Below are 304 nucleotides of genomic sequence, written 5' to 3' on the forward strand. Positions count from 1 at the left end.
GTCCTCCCAGGCCGGAAATGACCCACGGATCAGTCAGGAGAGCCTCTTTTCCTCGTTGGAGTGGGAGGTCCTCTCACGCCACGAGTTCAAGAACACCGGCCAGGCCCAAGCCGTCGTGCTGGACTGGTGCTACGGGTTCTACAACCACGACCGTCGGCACAGCTCGGCGGGCATGATGAGCCCGATCAACTACGAGAACACCGCGGCCCCCGACCGGGAAGCCGCATAGAGAAGCCCTCCACGATTCGGGGGGAACCACACAGGCCGTGCTCGATGGCGGCGAGGATCGAGGCCTTGTGCTTGA

General features: G+C 63.5%; 1 protein-coding gene. It reads left to right on the top strand.

Annotation, left to right across the window (positions count from 1 at the left end):
• Positions 1-229: IS3 family transposase (locus tag ABC138_RS17640; RefSeq protein ID WP_345914483.1), on the top strand; the 229-nt coding region annotated here is incomplete at its 5' end.
• Positions 230-304 lie beyond the last annotated feature (75 nt).

This window comes from Janibacter sp. LM, assembly GCF_039631275.1.
Lineage (GTDB): Bacteria > Actinomycetota > Actinomycetes > Actinomycetales > Dermatophilaceae > Janibacter > Janibacter terrae.